The sequence below is a fragment of the Echinicola shivajiensis genome (assembly GCF_018642165.1).
GTDB lineage: Bacteria > Bacteroidota > Bacteroidia > Cytophagales > Cyclobacteriaceae > Echinicola > Echinicola shivajiensis.
Genome location: NZ_JAHHZM010000004.1, coordinates 343,918 through 367,793 on the forward strand (window position 1 = coordinate 343,918; position 23,876 = coordinate 367,793).

Sequence of the window (23,876 nt, forward strand, 5' to 3'; positions counted from 1 at the left end):
CTCCATACATTAACCTTGATGAATTGATCCCTTTAAAAGGAAAAAAAATCACTTTAAATACGGGGTGGTTCATTTGGTTCTAAGAATTGCTCATAACATACTCAACTAACTATATACGGAGGAATAAAGTTAGTTGAGTATGTTCGTTTATATTTTTTTGATTATACTCAATAAAACTGTTTAATGATCTTATAATCAGTTGTTTTGTGTTTAGAGATTACCCCTGAATTTTATTATCTTTAATAGAAACCCTCTTCAACTATTTTTATGGTACGCTGGCTGATCTGTATAATCCTTTTAGTGTTTTCATTGCCCAGCAATGCTTGGGTTTATCCTGAGCACAGGCAGATCACGGTATTGGCGATCCAGCAATTAAGTCCTGAGCACCGAAGGGTACTTGAGGCCATCTGGACACAGATTCGTATCGGCCATGAAGACCGCTTATCCGTATCCATTTTGGATCCACGGCATGGCCTGGATTCCGAAACCCTGGATCTGGCGTCATTGCCCGCTATTGCTGGGGACCATAGCTGTTCCCCGGAGCAAATGATGAGCATTATTCTTGAGAGTGATTGGATTATGGAGGTGGACCATATTGCTGTCAGGTTAAGGAATGATCTGGAAAAGGCCAAAAGAGCTGATCAAACCTTAAATGCCATCCGGAATTCTGACATTAGGTTGCAACGTGCTGATGTCGAGTATGCGACAAGAGCAGGATCCAATAATGTTCATTTTCTGCTGGCAAGGACAGAGGTAGACAGGACAGTGGAGGATTATTTCAGGGAATGCCTTCGGGAAGGCGCTCCGCTGAATGCTCTAGGTGCCTATGCCTATTTTCATACAAAGGCAATGGGAAGAGCGGCCCAGTCAAAAGCAGCAAATCTCACACAAGAACAACGCTCTGCAATTCTTCTAGCCGCCTTGGCCAATGAGGCCTTTGCTCTCCACTTTATACAGGATGTTTATGCTGCTGGTCATGTGGCCGGTACTTGGGGAAATGCAGCCCAGCGTAAAGGGACCCACGATCACTATAATGAGGCCGGATTAGAGGTAGAAACCTGGGATAATCAACGTAAGGTACTTACTGGAGACGCCTATATGCGTCCAATAGATGCATCGGTAGCTGCTCAAGCTGTTCAAAAGAGTCTGGAACAATTTTGCGATGTAATGCTACAGGAAGCAAGCGAAGAAGCCTTAGCTTTTAATCCCCAAGAGATTTTACCGGATACTTTTGATGTTTGCTCGAATAACGACATGCCCAATATGGTCTTTGATATGGATTTACTGGAAAAGGTGCTGATGGGCACTCCCATGCCAGGGCTTTCTGAGGGCTTGGGTGAACTGGCTCGTTTTCGTACCGAGTTGGGCCCCTTTATCGGAGCATCCTCTTCCTTGGAGACAGCAGGATTGAGAGGGGGATTCAGTCCCTATCAGCATGAAAAGGCCTTGATAGGAAGTATTGAAGCCAATTTGATTTTTGGGCTTGGACTGGACGGTGTGATGAACAAGGCTGGCGATGGATTGGCTTTTATCCAACTGGGATGGCGGCAGGATTCACCGACCACCAGTCAGTTTGTCGATCCGAGCTTAAGCTATCAAGGCAGTTCGGTTACTTCTACGATCCCAGGAAGGTCGGCCTATAACCTACGCATGCGAATGCCTTTCTTGCTTATTCCAGGTGATCTGATCCTTGCGGCTCCCTTTCTTTCTTGGATGGCTCCCCAAGCCTTCCAGGGTATGGCTGTGAGAGCGGGCAATGGGGGACTGATTCCCTGGCAATCTGGAATATCCACCCCTATCGGCCGCTTTCAGTTCATCTTAGGAAGGGAGGTAGGGCTTTCCTTTTACGGAATACGGAGGATCCGGGAATCTCTTGTTATCCCTAACAGGAATTATACTCAGGCTTTCCTAGTAGGCTATAGATCAACAAAATGGGACTTCCCATTTCTCGAGTATCAACCCACCAGGACTTTTTCCAATACCCAAAGTGCCACCTTAAAGCTTCAATTCTCATTTGGCGTCGATATTCCACATAGGGAAAAGACCCTTGCGCCGGAATCTGCCAGTCGTGTGGAGTTAAGTGAGATTTGGTATTTGGGAATGAGGCTGGTATTCCATTGGCGGCATTACCTTAATTGATGGGGGTTTTAGGCTTTTCTGCTTTTAATGATAGTGGTTTGGTTAAAAGTTTAGCGTTTTTAATTGTCCAGTTTTTGGAGAGATTACAGCCTTATTATCGCATTAAAAATGCTAGGATTTAGGAACCCATATTGCAAACGCAGTTTAGCGGATTATGACGGTAAAATTATTCCAATAGAAACTAATTTTAGCACACTATAAATCATATAGAAACTTTACTTGATAAGCCATAAACAAACAGCTTGCAATGATGATTAGGTTGATTGTTGCACGCACTAGCCATGGGAATTTTGAATAGTCAATTTTGGTATAGTCACCTAAAATCACACAAAGCCCCATTAATACAAACCAAGGTGTTAGCAATAGGGTGAAGTTCCTATTTATGATCATGATCACTAAATCATGTAAAAAACCAGAGACAGCAAAGGTGATTAAAAGCGAGAGAGCAGCAGGCAAAAATAGCTTAAGGGGTTGGAAAATATACTTTCCTAAAAAATAACTCCAAATAGGGTTCCAGTATTTCCAAAACGTAGAAAACTTTCCGGAACCCAAAGAGCGATGCAGCATATTTCGAAGTGAATTATCTGCCCCCATTGGTACTCCATTTCTTTTCTTTATATAGTCAGATAAGTTCATAATAAGCAGTTTTTATATGCTGAGATGAAATTGATTGCAATAAGTGCATAATAATTTAGGAGCTAACAATTTGTGTTCCTAGTGACTTCAGCGTTTTTCTTTTTCGTGTTGAATGGTATATCCAATAGCGGCTCCGATAGCAAGCCCCACAGAAATACCAATGGCGATATTGTCCAATGCGAGACCGAACGCGGTACCAATTCCTGTTCCGATAATGATCCCTGCACCTATATAATTCGTTTCTTTCTTTTTCATGATCGTGCTATGGGCTGAATATGTGGCATTAATACCACATTTCCCTTCTTATGACCTTTATCTATATATTGATGTGCATCAGCTAGCTGTTCTAAAGGGTAGGTCCTATCAATAACCAACCTGAGCTTTCCCGACTCAATGATCTCAATCAGAAACTTAAGTAGACGTTTGATCTTCTTTTGGGGAAGGGCTCCAGTAGCTGAGAACTTCGCCTTCTTTTTTCCAAAAACAGCAGTAAACATCATATCACGCAATAAAGGCATACCGAGTACGGGAGAGGCATACACCCCATGCTCCGTCAAAGCATTTTGGCATGCTGCAAATGAACGTTTACCTACAGTATCGTAAATAATATCATAAGTATTGGTGTTTAAGGTGAAATCTTCCTTATTATAATCAATTACATGATCAGCCCCCAATTCTTTTACCATGTCAATGTTTTTGCGGCTGCAAACGCCGGTTACCTCAGCACCAAAGTATTTGGCAATTTGGATGGCTGCTGTTCCCAATGATCCGGATGCCCCATTGATCAATACTTTTTGACCGGATTTGATATTGCCCAGAACGCACAGAAAATTAAGCGAAGTAATACCGCCATCGCATAAGCAAGCAGCTTCTTCATAACCAAGGTTTTTAGGTATATGGGCGACGATTCCATCTTCTGGTACAGTAACAAATTCTGCATAAGTCCCCATAGTAGCGATGTTCTCACCAAAAACCTTATCGCCTACTTTAAATTGAGTGACTTCAGAACCCACTGACTCAACAATACCTGCGAAGCCTGTTCCCCAGATGGGATTTTTCGGCTTGGTAAGTCCGATCATCAAACGACCAATATAGGGTTTCCCGGTTCGCATCATGGTATCAGCTTTGGTCACTGAAGAGGCATGGATTTTAATCAACAGCTCATTTGGTTTTGCAGTTAGCTTGGCTACCTTACCTACTTTGAAAATTTCTGGAGACCCGTAGCCTGTTGTGATAATAGCTCTCATAATTAATGTGTTTTTTCAAGATTATGATGCTAAGTTGCCACTTTGATTTTGCATCAGGGTTCGGATGCTCAAGTGTGTGTTCGGAATTATAAATCGGAACTAAAAAAGTATTTAAACCCGTTGCACTAGTTAGTTAAAGTCCTTCAATTTGAAATGTCATTATTGCGGGGAGGTCGACACAGCTGCGGGGTGGCGGTGGCCTTGAGCGTAGAAGCTTTAGCTGTGTCTTGATTTTTCTTTGCTTCGTTTCTTTTCATCTAAGGAAAAGAAATGAAGAGTAAAGCCTAGGAAACAAACTTAATTGCTAGAAAAAATACTTCCATTTGTCATTTTTTAAAGTATTATTTTAAATAATTAGTTTTATCAAAATATAGAATTAACACAACAACAAGTTATTTAAATTATGTTTTGTTCTTTCAGGTATTGCTTTGGCGTTATACCGGTTTCTTTCTTAAAATAAGTGTTGAAAACGGTTTTGGAGTTGAAACCGCAGTCGTAGGCAATGGCCATAATGGTGAGATGGGTATTTTCAGGACGTATTGCCAGTTGCTTGAATTCTTCTACTCTATAATGATTGATGAATTCGTTGAAGTTCTTTCCGAAGCCATTGTTCAGTAACCAGGATAGCTGGTTGGCCTGAATGCCAATTTGAGCGGATAGGGATCTCAAGGAAAGGTCCGGTTGTAAATGTGGCCTTTCTGTTTTGAAGATTTGTGTCAACCTTGCTTTGTAAGCTGCAGCCGTTTCCTCATCTAGCAAGCTGCTCTTTTTGCCCGCTTCATTATTGATATCAAAAAGGTCTTGCGGAAAAAGTTGACGATGAAATTCGGAATATCGCGGGTCCTCCTTAATTGGGTATACAAGCGGGTCTGCATATCGAAGCAATAAGAGGGGAGAACCCTTCTTGATAGCGCCTTCCACCCAGACAAATGCCTCCTCACTTCTATTCATTGCCCCAGCCAGTAAGAAGAGAAAGGAGTCTGCAGTAAAACCATCATCCCCATTGGCCAATGCTATCAAGGTTTGCTCAGTTTTTTTCGCATTGGCTTTATCTCCCATCAGCGCATAGCCTATAGCCTGGCTTCCAGCTTTTTCACCAGGAACTACGATTTCAGGAGGCAGCGCATCAAAGTAATGGACGGCCTCATCATATCGCCCCAATTTCAATAAGCAGAGCGTTTTTACGGCATGAACCGGAATATTCATAGGGTTTGCTTCCAGGCAAGCATCCAATTGTTTTAAAGACTTGGTATAGTTTTCTGTCATATACTCGACATAGCCACTGAAGAATTGTGTTTCCTGTGAAAGAGGATCAATACTCAATGCATTGTTCAAATGGCTTCGGGCTTTGGACTTCTTTCCCGCCAGGATATAGAGAAAAGCCATGAATTGCTGCGATTCTACATGGTTTGGGTTCAGGCTCACTGCCTTGCTTGCATGTTCAAATGCTTCTCGGTAATTACAATGGATGAAGAAAGCCAGGTTGGCCAGCTGGTAGTAGGCTTCCGGTAAATTTTCGTTAATCTCCAATGCTTTCTGTGTCAGTTCTGCGCATTTTCCCCATCCTTCTTCGAATGGAATGGAAGTAACGGTGGCCAAAAAACTGTGGGCATCTGCCAAACCGATTAGCGCTTCTGCATGGTTTGGGTCAATATTCAGGGCTTGCTGGTAAAATATAATTGACTGTCTTACATCTTCAGGGTTCCATTTATTGAAGGTCTGCCGACCTTTGAGATAGAGTTGGTATGCTTCTACACTTTTGGTCTTAACCTCAACCAGGTGTTCCTGGATTTCGAAGTGGCCAAAATGCTCACGTAATCGCTCGGCTATGAGCAGGCTGATCTCATCCTGCACTTCAAATATATTATCGAGTGTTCTGTCCCACGTTTCCGACCAAAAGTGGAAATCCTCAGCGGCATCTATCAATTGCGCTGTGATGCGCATGGAATTTCCGGCCAGCCGGACACTGCCTTCAAGCAAAGTGGAAACGCCCAATTGCTTTCCTATTTCGGGAATGGTAATTTTTTTCCCCTTGAAATGAAATGCGGAAGTTCTGGAAGTGACCTTAAGCCCATCTATCTTGGCCAAGGCATTGATGATCTCCTCCGTAATACCATCACTGAAATACTCATTTTCTTCACTCGCGCTCATGTTTACAAAGGGGAGCACCGCAATTGTTTTGTCAGATAGGTGAGGAGTAGGATTCATTTTATGCTTGCCTGATGATCTTCTTTTATTTTGAAATGAGCGAAGTCAAAATAGTAATAAGGATTGATTTAATCATTTAATAGGGATTGTTATTCCCTGTAATTACGCTGTTTTCAATATCATTTAGTTTAATGGGGGATATCCTTTGGAGGTTAGGATTATCAATCACTAATCTGTTGAAGTGATAAATTCATGCAGGTAATGTACAAAACTAAGAATGGCTCAGCGTTCTGAATGCTTTTATGGTACTTTGTTCTCTTTGATTGCCCAACTAATTTATGATTTTAGCAATAGAAGATAGCCCCCTTAAAAACAGATTAATGGCCTTTTCCTACTTCATCTAGGCTAATTATAACCTTTTCACTTAATGAATTGCTTTTTGATACCAATTGATGGTCAACCCAAACACAGAGTTTACTTTGGTCACCTTCAATATCAGGACTCCAATCCTTTTTCCAAATAATATCAATATCGTGGCCGTGATACCTGATATTGCCCAAATAAAAGTAATCCCATTTGTCATTTGGTAGAAGTGTTTGCAGCGAAAATTCATCTTTGTGCGTGGCTTTAAAGCCCAGTAAATCTGCAATCAACATATCAGGGAAAGTGGAATGGAAATAGTCTTTGACTCCTCCAAATTGTTCCCCATTGCTGGGGATGTACCATTCCCCTATATTTCGCTCCTCTCCATGCATATCAACCAGTTTTTTTATCAGGTCATAGAGTAGTTCTTTGTCGGATTCGGTGATTTCCTTTTTGTAGTTTTTCAGGTAATTGGCATAAGCTTTATTTACCACGGAATTTTGAAAAGGCCAGCCTCTTCCGTTCCAGGCATAGGCTTCTTCATTGTACAATGGATGTTGCATTTCGGCAGTGGTCATTCCCTTTGCATTGTCAAATCCATTTTGGGAAGAGAGCATTTCCCAAGCAACGTCATATTTTTTATCATCTTTGGGAACCATATTAAAATACCAAGGTGTATAGCCTACAGACTCTCTTACCTTTGATAGTTTGTCCTTGACCCCATAAGCATTATCGGCAGCTGTATACGAATAGAAAAACTGTCCCTCTTCATCCCATAGGACAGATAGTGCTTTCTGCTGCAATGAGTTGGCTCTATTTAAGTAGGTTTCGCTTTTTAAACGATCTAATTGTTGATCGGATTCATCGGCTTTTAAACCATAAAGATTACTCAAAGAGCGTAAGTTTGCATAATAATAGCTGTTGATGGATGGGCGAACCAAGTATAACAAAGGGTAGCCATGGGCAAAAGCCTTGGGATAAGCTTTTGTGTGTTCAGCACCTTGGAGGTTTCCAATGGTGTTCCATCCCAGGTAATACTTCTTCCAATCTTGTTCAGTGTATATAGCATAGGGGCCATCACTTTCTATGAGCGGCATGGTAGCTGAAATAGTAAACTCCATACCATCATACAGATCAAGGATCTTGTATAGGCCATTTGTTTTTGCGCCTTCTTTGTGGACCATGAATTTTTCATCCCATACTTGTTGGTGTTTTTCCAAATAAGGAAGCAATCCATCACGCCAAGCATTATTAGGATGAACTTTTAGAAATGCTTCTGTACCATCTATCATCCAACTAGAAAAATGATGGCTTTCTGGCCTTTTAATGTAGCTATGGAAATTAGGCCCTTCACGCTGCTCATGTTTTGAGGCGTATCCCTTCATATAAAAATCGATATAGGATTCCATATATTGTGGATCTCTTAACCAACGCAGGTCATAAAATTGATGTCCAGCCGGACAAGATATCGCTCCGCTAACACTGCCATGGGCCGGCCATCCAAAGAATTCTGTGAAAACCCAATAGTCCTTGTTTTCCTCAGGGTCTTTCCATGATCGTAAGTGTTTAGAAATCATCCACCAACGGTAATTGTAGACTTCAGTAAATTCTTTATCAGAAGATATAAATAAGGGGATATTGTCCTGCAGAAAAGTACTGTTGTTGCTGCTATTATAAGGTCCGTCAGATTCAGGCCTGTCTTTGTATGCGTTAAACTCCACTATATCATTCAATAATGAATCTTTAGCTTCACGCTTTAGGCGATTTAGTTCGGCTGTATAATCCGGTTCTGCTTGATTACAGCTAATGATGGTGAAAATTATAAGTAACAGCGATAGCACAGGGTAATATTGGGTTCTAGCTTTTGAAAAATGAAATATCATAATTAATATCTTCGTGTAAATAATATGCAATCTGTCTGTAAACCAAAGGAATGTCTATGACAGGGACTTTTAGGCAAGTACTTTTTAATGCTAATTAGGTCATATTACAATTCCACCATTTTGCCCGTCTTTACGGATTCATCGCAGGCAAAGGCAACCTTTAAGCTATTGACGGCATCCTCCAGATGGGAGGCCAGGTCTATATCCTCTTGGATGGCCTTGAGGAAGTAGGCCTGCTCACGGTCGCAAAGTTCCTGGTGGCCGGGTTCATCTTTCATTTCTACCCATTCGTCCTTTTTTACAAATTCATTATTGGCATCGATGGCCGCATGGTGGATGCGGATGGATTCGGTTTTGGTATGGTCATCCACGGAATCTGATTTGCCTGCCCCACTGGCTTCCTTAGCTACTATAGAAGCTGATCCCTTAGGCCCAAAAACATCTTTCACAAAAAAGGCCGTTTCGCTGACCATGGGGCCCCAGCCTGCTTCATACCAGCCCACCGAGCCATTTTCAAAGGTGATCTGTAATTGTCCGTAATTATAATTGTCCTCAGGGATATCATCGGTCAGCCTAGCGCCAATGGCCGATACCCTAACAGGTTTGGAGCCGGTCATCTGGCACATCACATCTATATAATGTACGCCGCAGTCCACGATGGGGCTAAGGCTTTTCATCAAGTTTCTATGTACGTCCCACATCCTGCCATGGCTTTGCTGATTGAGGTTCATGCGCATCACCAGCGGTTGTCCCAGTCCTTGGGCGATCTCCGTAAACTTCATCCAGGAAGGATGATGCCTAAGGATATAACCTACCACCACTTTTTTATTGGCTTCTTTTGCGGCTGCGACTATCCTCTCAGAACCGGCAACAGTATCTGCCAAGGGCTTTTCTATAAAAATATGGCAGCCTGCTTCCAGCGCTTTCAATGCATATTCCTCATGGGTGTCAGGGTAAGTGGCGATACAAACGGCATCAGGCTTTGTGCTGTCCAAGGCCTCAAAATAGTCGGAGAATAAAGGGTAGTCTGTGCCCATTTTCTCATTGAGTTCCTGATTACTGTTACCTCTTGCTACCAGGCCACAAATCTCGAATCCGTCCAGTTGGTGATACGCTTGGGCATGGGAAGCGCCCATATTGCCACAGCCTACGACCAAAATTCTTAAAGGATGATGCATATTTCTAAATCGTTTTATTCTTAGTTTCTAAAATTTCAAATATAGTAAATCCGGGAGATTTAGTTGAATAATTAAGGCTTGGTCAAATTCATTATCGATATTGTTTCAGATTTCCAATTTGATTTGAATAGTTGCCTCAGGCTAAAAATGAGTGGATATAGGGATCGATGGTGATCGAGACAGGTTCTTTAGGCTGAAGAAACGACATCTAAACGATAGAGCCTACCCTGCAAGCTGGCTACTCGCTAAAAACAGTCACTGACTGTTTTCTTTACGCTTGTCCCTCCACTTCGCGAGCTAACTCATTTTTTTAACGCCCTTATCAACTGTCCCAAAACCGAATGCTCCAAAGGCCGGGTTTAGGATTTCGGTTTGACTTGGTCTTGAAGCAGGAATATATTTGATTGACGCCCCAAGGACCTCTTTTAAGGATCTTGAATTGAATATGATTTCAGGAAGTCTTTATTAATCAAATCTGTATATCTGCTATTCCACAAGTAAGTATTACCCTTTAAACATTCTCTTAAAAATGACACCTATTTCACAGAAATAATTAATTAAACCTGTCTACCGCCAGGTAGATCAGTGGAAATCTGTGAAATCCGTGAGGAATAAAGCTACTGGTGTGAAACCGGATATTCATATAATCAAAAAATAAATTCTACAGTATATTCAATATTATTGTCAAAAGCATTTTGCTCGACTGATTTTAGGACTAGTGCTTACTTCATTTTTCTATAATGTTTTAACACATAATCCCACTATTTATTGAGGACTTATAAAGTTTTTAGGCTGGATTTTGTCAAATGTGTAAGAAGAAAAATCTTAGCCTGAAAACTATTTCTTTCTTATTATTTTTATCGAATATTTATATAAATTAAAGCATGATAATTTTGTTAATGGGGGTTTCCGGAAGCGGAAAGACTACAATTGGAAAAATGCTGAGTGAATCGCTAAAGCTTCCCTTTTATGATGCTGATGACTTTCACCCAGAAGAGAATATTCAAAAGATGCGAGCGGGAATTCCGCTCAATGATCTGGACAGGAAACCTTGGTTGGAGACACTTTCTGTAAAGTTGTCAGACTGGGAAAAAGGAGGTGGGGCGATTCTGGCCTGCTCCGCCCTAAAGGAAACTTACAGAAGCATTTTGGTACAATATGGCACCTTGGTAGATTGGTTTTTTCTAAGGGGCCAAGCCAGCTTGATCGAGGAGCGAATGGAAAGCCGTCAAGGTCATTATATGCCTACTGGCCTGCTAGCGTCCCAACTGGAAACCTTGGAAATTCCCCGCTATGCCCAATCAATTGACATTACACAAACACCAGAAAAAATAGTAAAAGACATTATGAGCAAATTAGAAAATAAGAAGGCAGTATCCTCCTTTGGTATTATCGGTATGGGAGTAATGGGCAGTAGTCTGGCACTTAACCTAGCCGAGAAAGGAGTGAAAATCTCTGTATATAATCGGACCTTGGAAGGCGTAGAAGAAGATGTAGCCAAGAAGCTGGTGGATGCCCATCCTGAGGTTTCAGGAATCCTGCCTTTTGATAAATTGGATGAATTTGTGGAATCTTTGGTTCAGCCCCGAAAGATATTGATGATGATTCCTGCGGGGCAGATTATTGACCAGCAGATTGCCCGGCTCTTGAGGGTGGTGGACAAAGGAGATGTCATTATTGACGGCGGGAATTCTTTTTTTGAGGACAGCAATAAGAGGGTGAGTTATTTGGCCAGCCAAGGGATTCATTATGTTCCCATGGGGATTTCTGGAGGCCAGGAAGGTGCCAGAAAAGGCCCTGCGCTTATGCCTGGAGGGTCAAAAGAGGGCTTTGAAATGATTGCACCATTTTTAACCAAGATTGCCGCGAAAGATAAGGATGGGAAACCCTGCATGCATTATGTAGGTCCCGGTGGGGCAGGGCATTTTGTGAAAATGGTGCATAATAGCATTGAATATGGCGAGATGCAGGCATTGGCCGAGCTTTATGCATTTATGAGATATGGATTAGCAATGAGTCCTGAAGAAATTATCAAGAATTGGAAAACCTGGACCAAGTCAGGTTCTGGCAGTTATTTGTTGGATATCAGCATGGATATATTGGCCTATAAAGAGGGTGGGGAATTATTGCTGGATAAAATATTGGACCAGGCCGAGCAAAAAGGAACTGGCGGTTGGTCAGTTGGTACGGCTTCTAAATATGGTGTGCCCTATGCACCGCTTACTGCAGCTGTAACTACCAGAGTAATCTCCTCACTTAAGGAAAAGAGAATGGCGCTTGCCCAGCGATTTCCTCGTGAGTATACAGCTATTGACAAGGAAAAAGTACTCAGCGCCCTTAAAGGGGCTTATGATATGACCAGGTTGATTACCCATGAAATTGGTTTTAGCCTGATCAAGAAAGTGGGGGAGAAGGAAAAATGGGATTTTGACTTTAGTGAAATTGCGCGAAACTGGACCCAAGGCTGTATCATTCGGTCCACTTTAATGGAAGAACTGGTGGAAGTGTTTAAGCAGACCGATAGTTTGTTGACAGCCGCTGAATTGGAAAAGCCATTTAAAAAAGGCAGTCAGGACCTGGCAGAAGTAGTAGGGGCAGCCCTAAAAGCGGGTATAGCCATGCCCGTAATGTCGGCTTCCATCAATTATTTCTTTGCCTTGACCACTGCCAATTCATCGGCCAATTTGATTCAGGCCCAAAGGGATTATTTTGGTGCCCATAAATACCGAAAGGTAGGCGAGTCGGAAGACTCACTTTATCATACTGAATGGAAATAAAATTCTTGGCCGGCAACTATTTTCCTGGCCTATAGAATTGATTGAAGGATTTAATATAACCCAAAAGGAGTATGAATTTAGCTGCGATAGATATTGGAACCAATTCCATTCATTTGGTCATTGCAGAAGTTACTGCCAGGCAGAATATCAAGGTGCTGATTGATGAGAAAGAAATGGTCAAGTTGGGCGTTGGGGTGTTTGCTACCAACCAGCTTTCCCAAGATGCCTTTGACCGTGGGCTAGAGGTCATCAAAAGGTATGTACAGCTGGCAGATCAGTTTGGGGTGGATGAGATCATCACCGCTGCGACCAGTGCTACCCGTGAGGCCAAAAATGGTGGGGCCTTTCTGGATAAACTGTCCAAGGAAACCGGGATAGTGCCCAGGGTGATTTCCGGCAAGGAAGAGGCAAGGCTGATCTTTTTGGCTGTACGCCGTGCCATTGCATTTGGAGACGAAAAAGTATTGGTATTGGATATTGGTGGAGGGAGTACCGAGGCCACAGTGGGAAATCAAGAGGATATATTCTTTAAGAAAAGTATCAAGCTCGGTGTACTCAGACTATTGGATATGGCCGGTGGAAAGGATACTTTGAATATAGAGGATATTAGGGATTTGGAAGGTCATATTCAACTGGCTGCGGAGGAGATTATGAAGGAGGTAGTGGCTGAGGGATTTTCTAAGGTGATTGGTACTTCCGGTACGATCAGGACCTTAGGTGAGGCGGCTCATTTGGCTTCCAAAGGTAGCCCTATTAGCACAGTTAATGCGGAGGTGGTCAGCACCAAGGAATTGGAAAAGCTCTCCAAGAAGTTGTTGAAAATGGGACCTGAGAAAAGGGAGAAGGTTCCTGGGATCAGCAGCAATCGTGTAGATGCCATACATCTGGGAAGTTTGCTATTGGTTCGCTTGCTACAGATGGCCAAGGCAGATTCAATTACCCTCTGCGATGCTTCCCTTAGGGAGGGCTTGATTTTGGATTATCTGGACAGTAATGTAGGAAGGAAAAAAGACCTGCTATACCCGGAGGGAGATTTGCGGCACAGGAGTGTTTCCCATTTGGCCCTGCGTTACAAAAGTGATGTAGAACAAAAGAAGCATGTAGCCCATTTGGCACTGCAGTTATTTGACCAGCTTCAGGAACAACATGGATTGGATAAATCCCACCGTGAAATTCTTGAGTTTGCCTGTATGATATTTGAAGTGGGGCATTTTATCGGTTATCCAAAGTATCATAAACATTCCCAATATATCATTGCCCATTCCCGATTGCGGGGATTTACCAATGAAGAGATTTTATTATTGGGCTTATTGGCTAGGTACCATCGAAAAAAAGGCCCTAAGAAAAAGCAGAAAAAGTTTAAAAGATTGCCCAAAGGTCAAAAACGCATGATCCGATTTTTGTCGGGAATAATGCGCATCGCCATAGGATTGGACAAAACCAAAAACCAGTGGGTAGAAAAAGTGTTGTGTGAAATTCAGGAGGAAACGCTTAAGATTTCATTACAGGGAGAAGAAAATCCAGATTTGGAAATATGGGAATCCATGCGGCACAGAAATGTCCTTGAAAAGGCCATGAAGAAAAATGTAGTAATTACAGCAGATAGTCCTGTGCCAATGTAGGGATATTGAATTCTTCTAGAAACTGCCCTTTCTCATTAAGTTTTATTCCAGTAAGACAAAAGCCTCGGTAAGCCCCCGTGTCAATATTCCAGGAGTTTGATGCCCCGGTGTACCTGGCTTTTCCCTCTTGGAGCGGGGTATGGCCTATGACTTGGGTTTTGCCCATGTTTTTTAAAGGGCTTCTATTCCATAGTATTCCCTCTTTATGGTGGACATCAAGTGGATTGGGCGTATCGGAAAAACCTGCATGTGAGGCCAGGATATGCTCATTCTCCCAAATTAAAGGGCGGTCTTTTATCCAGGCCAAAGTTGCTTCCAAATCCTTTTTTCGCTCATTAAATTGCTTTAAGGTTTGGCTGCCCCCATTGTACATCCAGCTGTTGCCCGAGGGCTTATTATCCAAAAAATCAATCATCATCTGTTCATGATTTCCCCGAAGAAAAATGACTTTATTCGGGTTTTGGGTTTCTAATTTCTGGGCTAAAAGAGTGACTTCAGGAGAATAATTTCCCCTGTCAATAAGGTCTCCTACTTGAACAAGCATTTCTTTTTCGGGCAGCCAGGATTCCAAGAGCTTTAAAAATGTATGGTAACAACCATGGATATCTCCTATAAAAAATAATCGCATAATCTGTCTGGTTTTAATGATTTGTTGTGTGTCGATTTTATGTAACAAGACTGATGTTCATGATACAATTTAAGCATTTCTCAGTAGAGCAGAACATACATGTTCTGTTTTGGAAGTGCTTGGAAGTTAGTTGTTTGTAGTTTGTTTGGAAATGGTGATATAAATCATCTGATTGATAGAGGGAACTCATTTTATTCTTCTTTGCATTAGGGTAAATTCCTAAAAGATTAATAGGAGGCATTTGGAAAGCAAAAGCTGAAAATTCCAAATAGGGAATTTATAGGTAAGAAGATTTATTGGATATCAAAATAAGGCTAATCATGAAAAAGATATTGGTTCCTACGGATTTTTCTGACTGTGCGAGGACAGCAGAAAGGATAGGCCTTGAAATTGCGGAAAAGGCTAAGGCAGAGATTCACTTTATGCATATCATGGCAACTGGGGTGGACTGGGTGAAGCTCCCTCTGGAGAAAGAGGATCTTTATCCGGAAATCAGAGCTCAGATAGCCCACGCAAAAAGTGATTTGAATGCCCTACAGGCGAAAGCGGAAAAGTTAGGCTTGCAAGCAGATACTTTGCTATTGTTCGATAAGGGGAGGTCTGAAATAGATCGGCAAATAGCAGAAAACAAATATGATTTTATCGTAATGGGCTCCCATGGGACATCTGGTATAAAAGATTTCATTGGTAGCAATACGCAAAAAGTGGTGCGCCATTCTAAAGCTCCGGTTTTGGTGGTTAAGGAGGACATCCAAAAGTTAGTGGTGAAAAATTTGGTCTTTGCTTCAAGTTTTGAGGAAGATGTGCAGGGACCTTTTCGAAAAATAGCTGAATTTGCCAATTTGATGGGAGCTGATATTCATTTATTATATATAAATACCCCTTTTGGTTTTAAGGAAACCGATGTAGCACTGGCCCTCATGGAAGCCTTTAAAGCGGAATGCCCAAACATAGGATGTACCTTAAATGTTTTTGATGCGTTTAATGAAGAAAGAGGGATTCAAAAATTTGCGGAATCCATGTCCACTGATGTAATCGCCTTGGCAACACATGGCAAATCAGGTTTTATGAAAATGATTTCACCTAGTATTACCGAGCACTTGGTAAATCATTCAGGTATCCCCGTTTTAAGTGTCAATTTAAACAGTTGAATTTTATGAAACGACTACAAGAGCTTACCAAAGAAATCAATGACCTTACCTTGAAGATTGAGCAGGATTATCCGGAGCTTTATCAATATTTGGATGAAAACCCTATTACCATTTCGGCGGAGATGAATGCCAAAATGGATACCAAGAACTTCTCTGATTACCTCAACAGTTTAAAACAACTCCTCAAGCACCATATAGAGGAGCATCCGCATAAAAAATAAAAGAGGTTTAGAGGAAATTGATAGTCTATAAATATAAAGTGTCCCCAAAAAATAGGGGACACTTATGATATATGGGTGTTTAATACAACTTTGTAACAGTAACCTGTTTCTACTAGACTTTAAACCCAAAATATGAAATAGTACATCTATTACGGTTTAAAATTGCTTCAAAATCAGTCGCAAAGCTACTGTTTTCGACTTTACCATAGCGGTGCTATGCCTCAGTCTCCAAACAGTCTGATTTTTTTGCACTTTCAAACCTCACTACGAATTCTATTGCATAATTTGGGTTAAACATGTTGTTGGATGATTTGCTGAAGTTGTGGTCCTGGTACTACACCTGACTGTCTCCATAGCATTTTGCCATTCTTGAAAAGCAAGAGTGTAGGAACACCGCGCACTTGAAATTTTTGTGCTGCAGCGGGATTTTTATCCACATCAACCTTGATGATTTTCACCATACTCCCAAAATGCTTGGCAGTATCCTCAAGAATCGGATGCAAGGCTTTGCAAGGTCCACACCAAGTGGCATAGAAATCCACTAATACGGGTTGGTCTCCAGCAATCAGGGTGTCAAAGGATTTTTTTTCAGCCATATCTTATAAGTTTTAAAGCAATAACATGCATTATGCCATACTGCTTTTTTTATTTCAAATTTAAATTTTTTATTCCACTTCATAAGGCCATCTGCCTATGCCTCCAACTAGGTTGAAGACCTTGGTAAAGCCTTGTTTGTCCATTACACTGGCGGCACTGCCACTTCTGTTTCCACTGCGACAATAGAGATAATACTCCTTGTCTTTGGGGAGGTGTTTGATTTGCTCCATAAAGTCGGCAGACATCAAATTGATATTGCGGGCCCCTTTGATTTTTCCAGATCTAAACTCCCCAGAGGACCTTACATCAATAATGACCGCATCTTTATGCTGCATGCCCTCTTTGAAGGCTTCTGCTTTTAGGTCAGTGTAGTTTTTTTCTTGTTTTTTAAAGATATCGAATAGCATATTTATTTCAATTTTTGATACAAAACTACTTTGTGGTCAGTCGCTTTTCAGTAATTAATGTCACATAGGGAATAAATTGTTATATCATCCCTTTTAAAACCAATTTGACTGGGGATAGGTTTCTTAGAGGCTTTCAACTAGTTTTTGAATTAATTATACCAGTTTAAAAGTTGGTTATGATGCTTAAGCGTAGGGGCTTTTCGTTATTGCACAGCGAATAGTGTTTATTGTTTGATCTTAAGTCGGGAATATGCATTGGCTTATCTGTTACGGGCTGATCAGCAGCAGAGGATGCCTCAGTTTCCAAACAGTCTGATTTTCTAGGATTTTCAGTCCTCACTACGATCACTAATGAATAATCCGGATTGAAATCAGGTGTTTTTACCCGTTTTTTATTGTTTGTTGATGTGTACTTTTACCTCCTTATTATCACTAAAAATTATTTAAACTATGAATTTTTTATTTAAAAACATCTTAATCAACGAAAAGGAGCAATTCCTAAAAGAAAAGACGGCCTTAATATTTAAAAGAATCTATGAGGAGGCATCGGAGGAAGACTTAGCAGAGTTTGTATCGAAACAAGTGGAGCATATCCTTCAGCATCCAGCTGCTAACAATATTCCGCTGGCATCAGAAGACGACTTTTATGCCATTAATAAGGTCCAAACCAAAATACTTGAGGCCTCTAAAAATTGTGCGCTTGATGAAGTTGAAAGGTATGTGCCCTTATTGGAGGATGAAAAAATAGAAAGTGATTTTTTTACTTTCCTTAAAGCCCCCTATTTAAATTTTAAGGCGAACACAGGTGTTTTGGTAAGGAAAACCAATAAGGCAGAAATCATTTATTTCTTTGATGCCGTTATGATTGATAATGGAAATGTGGTTCATCTGAAACCAGCTTTGCCTGAGATGCCAAGTACCCAAATGTTAACGGGAGGCTCAGATTTTGCCAAAACACTGATCAAGAAATTATTTTCCAGTGCAGCTGGTGCCATTGGCGGTCAGATTGGTTCCATGATCCTGAGTTTTGTAATGCAGGAGATATTTGGAGCCAAAAGTGATTCTAAAAAGATGATTGATGAGGTCAAAAAGGTGGTTAGGGAAGAAATCCATACCAATGAGATTGAAAAAATCAATGCAGGAATAAGTGGGTTCATTGGTTTTATGATGGGAGAGTATCAAGATTTGAAAGATGCCTCAGATTTATCTTCCAAGGAGGATCGAAAAGATTTGACCAAGCGCATTACGGACTTTTTACCTGACTTTTACACCAAAGTGATAGCATTACTTATGTCTGAAAGTTATAAAAGGAAATCCTTGCAAACTTTTCAGACAGCAGCGGCCTTCCATTTGATAATACTTCAGGAACTGGCCTTGGTGGACCCGAAAAATTTTGATCCTAATGAGTCAAGCTACTCCGTTACTTTGCATTCCAAGGCCAAGGAATATCATACACATATTTCAGATACTTTTAATGCAGTCATCAGCGATAGAAAGGCAAAGATCAGGGTGTTTAGTAATCCATTTGTGGATTGTCAGGGTAATATGTGCGTAAGTACGCCTGGTTGTAAATGGTGTGATGATGAAACGGGTTATGTGTCCGGAAGGTATTATAATACAAAAAATGGGGAGAGTTGTGGTACCAAGGCCAGAAGGGCTGCAAATTATCACACGGAGCAAGTTGTCAATCAGCTTACTGATTGGTTAGGAAATCCTAATGAAAATTCCCTTCCCTATTTGGAGAAGATGACCACTTATGTCTTTCCTTCAGTGGAAACAGTGAGTTAAGATTTATAGATTTAGTTGGATGGTAAGTAAAGCCCTGGGGTATGCCTGGGGCTTTTTTGTTAAATAGTAAATTGTTTTATTCCAATGTTTTCATCAATTCATGGGATAGGTCACCAATATTACTGGTCAGATTCCCTAAAGCGGATATATTCGATAAGATGATAATTCCATTTTTCGTATGGGTGTTAATGATCATAGAAGAAGTGTATCCTCCAGTTCCGCCATTGTGCCAATTCCACACTTCACCAGATGCTACTTTTATCAGTCCCCATGCCAGGCCAATGGAATAGTTGTCTTCGATTTTGAAATGGGCCTGTCTGGTCAAATTTAGTTCCTTATTATTATTGTCAAATTGGGCGATGGCAAATTTTGAAAGGTCCTCAACGGTGGATAAGATTCCGCCAGCTCCCATATGCACTGCCATGTCCCAGTTGGGAACTTCTTGGCCATCATCATTTAGTCCCCTTACTAAAATATGCTGGACGGCATTGCGGTTTGTAGTGGAGTTGGTCATGTGATACTTGGAGAATATTTGATTTTGGAGTAAATCCTCATAGCTGCTGTTTTCTACCAAGCCTTCCAAATAGCCTAAAAGACCAAAGCCCAAATTGGAATAGGAAGACTTTTCTCCTGGAGTAGTATCCAGTTTTAGTTTTTCAGTGAGGTATATTCTTAATTTATTTTCATCATAGTCTTTGTAAGGATTCTCCAAGTTCAATGTAGGAGAACTCAAGATAATGGGCACTCTGGGCAATCCTGAAGTGTGTGTGGCTAACTGTTCGAATGTGATCTTGGTATTGTCTTTTAAGGAATAGTCCAGGTGATCATTGATATCGTCGTCCAGTTTTACCTTGTTGTCCAGTATCTGGTTGGCAAGCAAGGTAGCGGTGAAGACTTTGGTGATGGATCCTATTTCAAAAACTTTTTGGGCATTGTCGATGGGGGTAAGTGAATCATCCTCCTTTTTAACCCCATAAAAATTCACCTCTCCATCTTTGATAATTGCTATAGATAGTTGTGCTTGATCTGGGAGTTTCTGGGCACATGTTGAAATTAGCTGAAGTTGTTCATCTGTAGGTAGGGATAATGGGTTCAGTTGTTGGCCAAAACCAGTATTAATGATTAGGAAAAAGGATAATGCAAATGCGTGTATTTTCATTTATAAATAGATAAAAGTTGAAAAGTATCAGGCTTATTTTCAGCTTCAAATTAATAAAAAATAAATTGAGTATCTGCAATGTAGCAGGTAACCAAATTCAATACTACTTTTCCTTTATTGCTCTTTCTACATTTTATTCAGGTAATGTTTTATTCTTGATGACGTGAGTATCAAATCAGAGTCACTCGACGCGGTGAGGGGATCTCTCTAGTTAATTGCTCGTCATAGCCTGCCCGGCTGACGATCGGAGACGTTTTGACTTATAAGATAGCCCTATTAAATCTTTGCGTATTCGACACCATATTTTATAAATGTCCTCACTATGAGTGCAGGTTAGGATTAGGGAAATCAAAATATTCTTCGGATTACTCAGGGATCACTCTCGGATCACCTTCGGATCAAGCTCGGTAATATCCGAGTAAAATCCGAAGATAATTTGGAATTGTTCCTTGGTTAATTCTTGGAGAGGTAAAGGCAAATACTTGACTGCTATAGGGTAATTACTTAACTTATAGGTGATTGTTATTAGCCAAGTATTACTTTTAAACCTTTTTGATGATGGCAAAGGCAGATGGAATACTCAGCAAAATTAAGGGGAAAATAGGGGGAGTTATTTTCTATGAAGTAAACGGGGAGACTTATGTCCGCCAGCATAATGATGATCCCAAAATCGGCGACCCTTCCCCAATCCAGCAACTTTACAGGAACAAATTCGGCATAGCCTCCCATTTTCTCAGGCCCTTGAAAGTACCCGTAGAATTTGGTTTTCAGGCTTTCCGTAAAGGCATGCGCACGGGGATGAACGCAGCCATGGGGCATGCGGTGAAAAATGCCTTTTATGGTGGAGGAGTGGATCCCCTGCAACTAGTCCCAGCCCAGGTAAAGCTCAGCATGGGCCCACTGACCGGGTCGAAAAATGCCCAAGTGGGCTGGCTGGATGATGAACATGTACGTTTTTCATGGGAAAACAACATTGGTGAAGGCAGCGCCGGACATTTTGATCAGGCAATGCTAGTCCTCTACAATATCGAAAACCAAAGGGTGCAATATGTCCTGGAAGGTGGCTCTAGATCTAAAGCACAACAGGAAGTCAAGGTCTTTCGGGGTAAGGAGCAGGAAGGGAAATTACATGCCTATATCAGCTTTCATCACTATAGCCGCCGAAGCAAGACCCGGGAATTTTCTGATAGCCAATATTTAGGTCTGGTGTAAAAGCAGTGAGAGGCCCAAAGCCTCGTTTGCAAGAAAAACTCTAACTCTTGGCGTTTTCAACTTTTCTTTCCGTCAATGGCCGCATTACAACTGCTTTTATTTAGCAAACCACGTTGCAAAGGCGGGTTAAGAATATAAATTAAAAATCAATATAAATCACATTATGGTGTGAAAATGGAGTTATGAAATTGATTATCTCATCAATCCTTCTATGTTTTTCATAATATAATATGAAAAACAGTGAGGTGTTTTAATGATTGTCGTTTGAGATATTCAATTAGACAAGGGACTATTTCTACTGCATCTCACTTCTCACATATACCAAATTTAAAGTGATTCTCCCAAAGCTATTTTTATATGGGCAAGGTGGTGGTTTACATGCCATGCAGACATCGCTATGGCCTGTGCTTGGTTGATGGTGAATTTCCGTACTGGATGAAAATACTGGATTTTCAAGGCCGCATCGTCCAATGATCTGAGAAGAAATACATATCTTTTATTTGCTCCTTCAAACATCATCAATGAATCTTCAACAGGCGCTTTGGTTCCATCAGCGGTTCCGGCCCAGCCATCCATATCAATAAGCGTCACTTCATTGTAATTTGGCTCTGTCAATGCTTTTTTCATCCTCAAAAAATGAAGCAATTGGATATCCGCAACATGATGGATTAGTTGCTGGATATCCCAGCTCCCTTCACGGTAAGTTTTGTTCAGGTCTTCAGGTTTCAGTTTTTCGACTATTTTCCTGTACCGGCCGGGTGCTGATTCATTGATCCTTATAAGTTCCATCCATTCATCATGTGAATAGGATTCTTTTTTCTCAAAATTGCCAATAGGGAATTTCAACTGGTTTAAATCACGTACATTCTCCATGCTTAAAATTAAAAAATACTATCAGAATATCTTGGTCAATTAAAAGAAAATGGATCGGTTGATTTTTAGAGTAATGATTAAAAATCAACTCGAGTTCGCAGGCTACAATCCCAAGATGCGGATTTAAGTAAGTGAGTTGAAGAGAATGGGGTGAACTGTCAGATTTTGTTGTTAAATGAGTAATTGAGGGAGTTTAATCGATTTTGATAGGTTTGTAAATAGATTTTTTTTGCTTCTTCACTCAGAAAACTTCTGGAAATTAAATCTTTAACCTCTTTGTGTTCAGTTTTGAAATCCCCTAAAATCTTCAGTAACCTTGTCTTTAGAATTCCTAACTTTATTCCAAATTCAAGGAAATCATCGTACGCATAAAACCCATTGGCGTTATAGCTTTCGGTCACATAATCGTTTTTGAAAAGCCCATCTTTTAAAGCGAGTTCTGGGTCTTTTACATGGAGTCGGGAATTTGTAAGGTCATAGGCAGGACTCAATTGGTAATCTCCTGCAGGGGTTTCTAAAAGGCTAAAGTTTTTCAGGTGGGCATCTCCATTGGAAAATAGGAAATTGAACAGTACCAATTTATAGAAGTTTTCCAAGGCAATGGGAGCAGCAGCGGCATATTGTTTAATGAGGTCTCCAATACCCTCATAGCTGTAATTGTATTTGAATTCATCACCATCGGTTTCCTTTGTTTTACCCGCTAGTGTGGCAAAATCCTCGATCCCTAATTTTCTTCCGTTTTTTAATACATCAAACCTTTTGGTGAGATAAGCGGGTTCTCCATTTTTAAAAAATATCAAGGCGTTTTCGGCGGTTGTCAATCCATACACTTGCTTGGCGATCTGCATGGTCAGGTGTTCATTTGCGGGAACCTGGTCCACCCTTTCCAAATCCCTAGGGATTGGTTTAAGAATATAAGTGCCCTGTTCACCTGCTTTGGTCAAGCGGATAACCCCTTTATCCCAAATAACAGATAATTTTTCCTGGACTCCGGAAATGGATATCCGTTTCCGGTTATCCATCAAAGCTGCCATTTCCTGATCATTATTGGATTGATGACTCTGGTAGGGTAGAAAATGGCTTGTTTTTTTACCCTCAAACATATGCCTGATACATCGAGTACTATAAGTCTCGTGATCGGGTGCTAGTGTGCCAGGGCAGTTGGTGATCTTGATCATAGTTTATCTATGGCTTTGACAGTGATGGGACCAATGGTTTCTTTGTCAGCGGTGCGCAATAAAAGTCCAAAGTAATCGGATTCATCAACCTGGTATTGACGGGCTTGCAGCTTTAAGTTTACTCCTTCTGAAAGCATATTGAAAAAGACAGGAAATAGGTGTTCTGATCGATAATCTTTTTGGGTTTTGGGCAAAGTAAGGCTAAGCGCAGGTTTTTGGGGATCATCAAACCAGGTCTGGTCATATGAAAAGGTGTACTTTTCAGGGCTTTCTTTGGTCAGCCAGCCTACCAATTCTCCGTTTCTTAATACCTTGGCCCTTTTCATCGATCAGTTACTTTTTTGACAGCGATTGAAATTTCCAGTCCCAGGATATTGGCAATTTTGTTTAAGACCCTTACCGAAGGGTTTGCCTCACCTCTTTCGATTTTGTATAGGGTGTTGATGCTTATTTGGGCCATTTCCGCGAGATCTGGTTGGGTGATGCCCAACATTTTGCGACGCTCCCTAATGCTATTTCCTATCTCATTAATTGTCATTATAATGTGATTTTTGATAAAAATAGCAAAAAGTCAATTGTAAATCAATATAAATCACATTATAGTATGAAAACCGATGTATATCCTAATGATTTTAAGGGATAGGTTAGTATTTTTCATAATATAATGTG

At 40.9% G+C, this 23,876-nt stretch carries 21 protein-coding genes; 7 read left to right on the plus strand and 14 right to left on the minus strand.

Annotated features, from left to right (window positions below; genetic code table 11):
• Positions 1 to 267 precede the first annotated feature (267 nt).
• Complete coding sequence (locus KMW37_RS09870; protein ID WP_215224450.1) at positions 268 to 2,139, plus strand: hypothetical protein; 1,872 nt, start codon at positions 268 to 270, stop codon at positions 2,137 to 2,139.
• A 195-nt stretch (positions 2,140 to 2,334) separates the two neighbouring features.
• On the opposite strand, the gene KMW37_RS09875 is transcribed toward KMW37_RS09870, so the two are convergent.
• The 6 genes from KMW37_RS09875 to KMW37_RS09900 all read right to left on the minus strand — a co-directional run bounded on the left by KMW37_RS09875 (position 2,335) and on the right by KMW37_RS09900 (position 9,594).
• Positions 2,335 to 2,775, minus strand: coding sequence for an MBOAT family protein (locus KMW37_RS09875; RefSeq protein ID WP_215224451.1), 441 nt, complete (start codon positions 2,773 to 2,775; stop codon positions 2,335 to 2,337).
• An 87-nt stretch (positions 2,776 to 2,862) separates the two neighbouring features.
• The gene (locus tag KMW37_RS09880) at positions 2,863 to 3,030 is read right to left on the minus strand and encodes a hypothetical protein (protein ID WP_215224452.1); all 168 of its coding nucleotides are present in this window, start codon (positions 3,028 to 3,030) and stop codon (positions 2,863 to 2,865) included.
• Positions 3,027 to 4,022: an NAD(P)-dependent alcohol dehydrogenase gene (locus KMW37_RS09885; RefSeq protein WP_215224453.1), complete on the minus strand. Its 996-nt coding sequence runs from the start codon at positions 4,020 to 4,022 to the stop codon at positions 3,027 to 3,029. Before KMW37_RS09885 ends, KMW37_RS09880 begins: the two co-directional genes overlap by 4 nt.
• A gap of 396 nt (positions 4,023 to 4,418) precedes the next feature.
• Entirely contained in the window at positions 4,419 to 6,173 is a 1,755-nt protein-coding gene (locus KMW37_RS09890; RefSeq protein ID WP_246581428.1) for a helix-turn-helix domain-containing protein, read from the minus strand.
• A gap of 374 nt (positions 6,174 to 6,547) precedes the next feature.
• Complete coding sequence (locus tag KMW37_RS09895) at positions 6,548 to 8,416, minus strand: MGH1-like glycoside hydrolase domain-containing protein (protein ID WP_215224455.1); 1,869 nt, start codon at positions 8,414 to 8,416, stop codon at positions 6,548 to 6,550.
• Between the two features lie 104 nt (positions 8,417 to 8,520).
• Positions 8,521 to 9,594 (minus strand): Gfo/Idh/MocA family protein, encoded by a 1,074-nt coding sequence (locus KMW37_RS09900; protein ID WP_215224456.1) that lies wholly within the window; start codon positions 9,592 to 9,594, stop codon positions 8,521 to 8,523.
• An 884-nt stretch (positions 9,595 to 10,478) separates the two neighbouring features.
• On the opposite strand from KMW37_RS09900, the gene gndA reads away from it, so the two are divergent.
• On the plus strand, positions 10,479 to 12,371 hold the full coding sequence (gene gndA, locus KMW37_RS09905) for an NADP-dependent phosphogluconate dehydrogenase (RefSeq protein WP_215224457.1): 1,893 nt from the start codon (positions 10,479 to 10,481) through the stop codon (positions 12,369 to 12,371).
• A gap of 71 nt (positions 12,372 to 12,442) precedes the next feature.
• Entirely contained in the window at positions 12,443 to 13,993 is a 1,551-nt protein-coding gene (locus tag KMW37_RS09910) for a Ppx/GppA phosphatase family protein (RefSeq protein ID WP_215224458.1), read from the plus strand.
• On the opposite strand, the gene KMW37_RS09915 is transcribed toward KMW37_RS09910, so the two are convergent.
• A complete protein-coding gene (locus KMW37_RS09915) occupies positions 13,965 to 14,621 on the minus strand; it encodes a metallophosphoesterase family protein (RefSeq protein ID WP_215224459.1) in 657 nt (218 codons plus the stop codon). The genes KMW37_RS09910 and KMW37_RS09915 overlap by 29 nt on opposite strands.
• Positions 14,622 to 14,941: 320 nt before the next feature.
• Here KMW37_RS09915 and KMW37_RS09920 point away from each other — a divergent pair, with 320 nt between their 5' ends.
• A complete protein-coding gene (locus KMW37_RS09920) occupies positions 14,942 to 15,772 on the plus strand; it encodes a universal stress protein (RefSeq protein ID WP_215224460.1) in 831 nt (276 codons plus the stop codon).
• A gap of 5 nt (positions 15,773 to 15,777) precedes the next feature.
• Positions 15,778 to 15,993, plus strand: coding sequence for a hypothetical protein (locus KMW37_RS09925; RefSeq protein WP_215224461.1), 216 nt, complete (start codon positions 15,778 to 15,780; stop codon positions 15,991 to 15,993).
• A 290-nt stretch (positions 15,994 to 16,283) separates the two neighbouring features.
• On the opposite strand, the gene trxA is transcribed toward KMW37_RS09925, so the two are convergent.
• Both trxA and KMW37_RS09935 read right to left on the minus strand, forming a co-directional pair.
• Positions 16,284 to 16,589, minus strand: coding sequence for a thioredoxin (trxA, locus tag KMW37_RS09930; protein WP_186754233.1), 306 nt, complete (start codon positions 16,587 to 16,589; stop codon positions 16,284 to 16,286).
• 69 nt (positions 16,590 to 16,658) lie between these two features.
• Positions 16,659 to 16,997, minus strand: a complete 339-nt coding sequence (locus KMW37_RS09935) for a rhodanese-like domain-containing protein (RefSeq protein ID WP_215224462.1) — start codon at positions 16,995 to 16,997, stop codon at positions 16,659 to 16,661.
• A 450-nt stretch (positions 16,998 to 17,447) separates the two neighbouring features.
• On the opposite strand from KMW37_RS09935, the gene KMW37_RS09940 reads away from it, so the two are divergent.
• Positions 17,448 to 18,785 carry an insecticidal delta-endotoxin Cry8Ea1 family protein gene (locus KMW37_RS09940; protein ID WP_215224463.1) on the plus strand — a complete coding sequence of 446 codons (1,338 nt, stop codon included), beginning with the start codon at positions 17,448 to 17,450 and terminating at the stop codon, positions 18,783 to 18,785.
• 76 nt (positions 18,786 to 18,861) lie between these two features.
• Here KMW37_RS09940 and KMW37_RS09945 read toward each other — a convergent pair whose 3' ends face one another.
• A complete protein-coding gene (locus tag KMW37_RS09945; protein WP_215224464.1) occupies positions 18,862 to 19,944 on the minus strand; it encodes a serine hydrolase domain-containing protein in 1,083 nt (360 codons plus the stop codon).
• A 558-nt stretch (positions 19,945 to 20,502) separates the two neighbouring features.
• Here KMW37_RS09945 and KMW37_RS09950 point away from each other — a divergent pair.
• Positions 20,503 to 21,156 (plus strand): DUF6266 family protein, encoded by a 654-nt coding sequence (locus KMW37_RS09950; protein ID WP_394369613.1) that lies wholly within the window; start codon positions 20,503 to 20,505, stop codon positions 21,154 to 21,156.
• A gap of 327 nt (positions 21,157 to 21,483) precedes the next feature.
• Here KMW37_RS09950 and KMW37_RS09955 read toward each other — a convergent pair whose 3' ends face one another.
• The 4 genes from KMW37_RS09955 to KMW37_RS09970 all read right to left on the minus strand — a co-directional run bounded on the left by KMW37_RS09955 (position 21,484) and on the right by KMW37_RS09970 (position 23,745).
• The gene (locus KMW37_RS09955; RefSeq protein ID WP_215224466.1) at positions 21,484 to 22,029 is read right to left on the minus strand and encodes a DinB family protein; all 546 of its coding nucleotides are present in this window, start codon (positions 22,027 to 22,029) and stop codon (positions 21,484 to 21,486) included.
• A 158-nt stretch (positions 22,030 to 22,187) separates the two neighbouring features.
• On the minus strand, positions 22,188 to 23,207 hold the full coding sequence (locus tag KMW37_RS09960; protein WP_215224467.1) for a type II toxin-antitoxin system HipA family toxin: 1,020 nt from the start codon (positions 23,205 to 23,207) through the stop codon (positions 22,188 to 22,190).
• A complete protein-coding gene (locus KMW37_RS09965) occupies positions 23,204 to 23,533 on the minus strand; it encodes a HipA N-terminal domain-containing protein (protein WP_215224468.1) in 330 nt (109 codons plus the stop codon). The genes KMW37_RS09960 and KMW37_RS09965 overlap by 4 nt, the downstream gene beginning before the upstream one ends.
• Positions 23,530 to 23,745, minus strand: coding sequence for a helix-turn-helix domain-containing protein (locus KMW37_RS09970; RefSeq protein WP_215224469.1), 216 nt, complete (start codon positions 23,743 to 23,745; stop codon positions 23,530 to 23,532). The genes KMW37_RS09965 and KMW37_RS09970 overlap by 4 nt, the downstream gene beginning before the upstream one ends.
• Between the last annotated feature and the right edge of the window lie 131 nt (positions 23,746 to 23,876).

Coding starts and splice junctions, on each gene's coding strand:
- KMW37_RS09870 (WP_215224450.1), top strand. CDS start 268: ATGGTACGCTGGCTGATCTGTATAATCCTTTTAGTGTTTTCATTGCCC.
- KMW37_RS09875 (WP_215224451.1), bottom strand. CDS start 2,775: ATGAACTTATCTGACTATATAAAGAAAAGAAATGGAGTACCAATGGGG.
- KMW37_RS09880 (WP_215224452.1), bottom strand. CDS start 3,030: ATGAAAAAGAAAGAAACGAATTATATAGGTGCAGGGATCATTATCGGA.
- KMW37_RS09885 (WP_215224453.1), bottom strand. CDS start 4,022: ATGAGAGCTATTATCACAACAGGCTACGGGTCTCCAGAAATTTTCAAA.
- KMW37_RS09890 (WP_246581428.1), bottom strand. CDS start 6,173: ATGAGCGCGAGTGAAGAAAATGAGTATTTCAGTGATGGTATTACGGAG.
- KMW37_RS09895 (WP_215224455.1), bottom strand. CDS start 8,416: ATGATATTTCATTTTTCAAAAGCTAGAACCCAATATTACCCTGTGCTA.
- KMW37_RS09900 (WP_215224456.1), bottom strand. CDS start 9,594: ATGCATCATCCTTTAAGAATTTTGGTCGTAGGCTGTGGCAATATGGGC.
- gndA (WP_215224457.1), top strand. CDS start 10,479: ATGATAATTTTGTTAATGGGGGTTTCCGGAAGCGGAAAGACTACAATT.
- KMW37_RS09910 (WP_215224458.1), top strand. CDS start 12,443: ATGAATTTAGCTGCGATAGATATTGGAACCAATTCCATTCATTTGGTC.
- KMW37_RS09915 (WP_215224459.1), bottom strand. CDS start 14,621: ATGCGATTATTTTTTATAGGAGATATCCATGGTTGTTACCATACATTT.
- KMW37_RS09920 (WP_215224460.1), top strand. CDS start 14,942: ATGAAAAAGATATTGGTTCCTACGGATTTTTCTGACTGTGCGAGGACA.
- KMW37_RS09925 (WP_215224461.1), top strand. CDS start 15,778: ATGAAACGACTACAAGAGCTTACCAAAGAAATCAATGACCTTACCTTG.
- trxA (WP_186754233.1), bottom strand. CDS start 16,589: ATGGCTGAAAAAAAATCCTTTGACACCCTGATTGCTGGAGACCAACCC.
- KMW37_RS09935 (WP_215224462.1), bottom strand. CDS start 16,997: ATGCTATTCGATATCTTTAAAAAACAAGAAAAAAACTACACTGACCTA.
- KMW37_RS09940 (WP_215224463.1), top strand. CDS start 17,448: ATGAATTTTTTATTTAAAAACATCTTAATCAACGAAAAGGAGCAATTC.
- KMW37_RS09945 (WP_215224464.1), bottom strand. CDS start 19,944: ATGAAAATACACGCATTTGCATTATCCTTTTTCCTAATCATTAATACT.
- KMW37_RS09950 (WP_394369613.1), top strand. CDS start 20,503: ATGGCAAAGGCAGATGGAATACTCAGCAAAATTAAGGGGAAAATAGGG.
- KMW37_RS09955 (WP_215224466.1), bottom strand. CDS start 22,029: ATGGAGAATGTACGTGATTTAAACCAGTTGAAATTCCCTATTGGCAAT.
- KMW37_RS09960 (WP_215224467.1), bottom strand. CDS start 23,207: ATGATCAAGATCACCAACTGCCCTGGCACACTAGCACCCGATCACGAG.
- KMW37_RS09965 (WP_215224468.1), bottom strand. CDS start 23,533: ATGAAAAGGGCCAAGGTATTAAGAAACGGAGAATTGGTAGGCTGGCTG.
- KMW37_RS09970 (WP_215224469.1), bottom strand. CDS start 23,745: ATGACAATTAATGAGATAGGAAATAGCATTAGGGAGCGTCGCAAAATG.